Source organism: Nocardiopsis ansamitocini (genome assembly GCF_030268225.1).
GTDB classification, from domain to species: Bacteria; Actinomycetota; Actinomycetes; order Streptosporangiales; family Streptosporangiaceae; genus Nocardiopsis_D; species Nocardiopsis_D ansamitocini.
The window spans coordinates 1-551 of sequence record NZ_BSQG01000036.1 but is presented as its reverse complement, the minus strand read 5'-3'; the positions used below and the strand labels follow the sequence as shown (position 1 = coordinate 551).

The following is a 551-nucleotide window of genomic DNA, read 5'->3' as shown; positions in this document are numbered from 1 at the left end:
CCGCCGGCGATCACCGCGAGGATCAGCTTGGGCTGGGCCAGGATGTAGGGGAAGTAGATCTCGTGGATGCCGCCGAAGAAGTGGATGATGATCGCACCCGGGGCGGTGGCACGGCTGATCTTGGGGCCGAAGAACCAGCAGGCCAGCAGCACGCCCAGGCCGGGGCCGGGGTTGGTCTCGATGAGGAACTCGATGGCCTGGCCGGTCTCGGCGGACGAGGCGATGCCCAGCGGGCCGAAGACGCCGTGGTTGATGGCGTTGTTGAGGAAGAGGACCTTGGCGGGCTCCACGATGATGGAGACCAGCGGCAGCACCTGCAGGTCCACCAGGAACTGCACGCCCGAGCCCAGCGCCTTGGTGATCGCCTGCACGACGGGGCCGATGGCCAGCAAGCCGACGATCGCCATGATCATGCCGAGGATGCCGGCGCTGAAGTTGTTGACCAGCATCTCGAAGCCGGACTTGATCCGCGGCTGCACCACGCCGTCGAACAGCTTCATCAGGTACGCCGCCAGCGGACCGATGATCATGGCGCCCAGGAACATCGGGAT

The 551-nt window shown here is 65.9% G+C and carries 1 protein-coding gene; it reads right to left on the bottom strand.

Features of this window, described 5'->3' with window-relative positions; all coding sequences use genetic code 11:
* Positions 1-551 (bottom strand): PTS transporter subunit EIIC (locus tag QSJ59_RS24285; protein ID WP_285762095.1); only part of this gene is annotated, 551 nt, incomplete at both ends.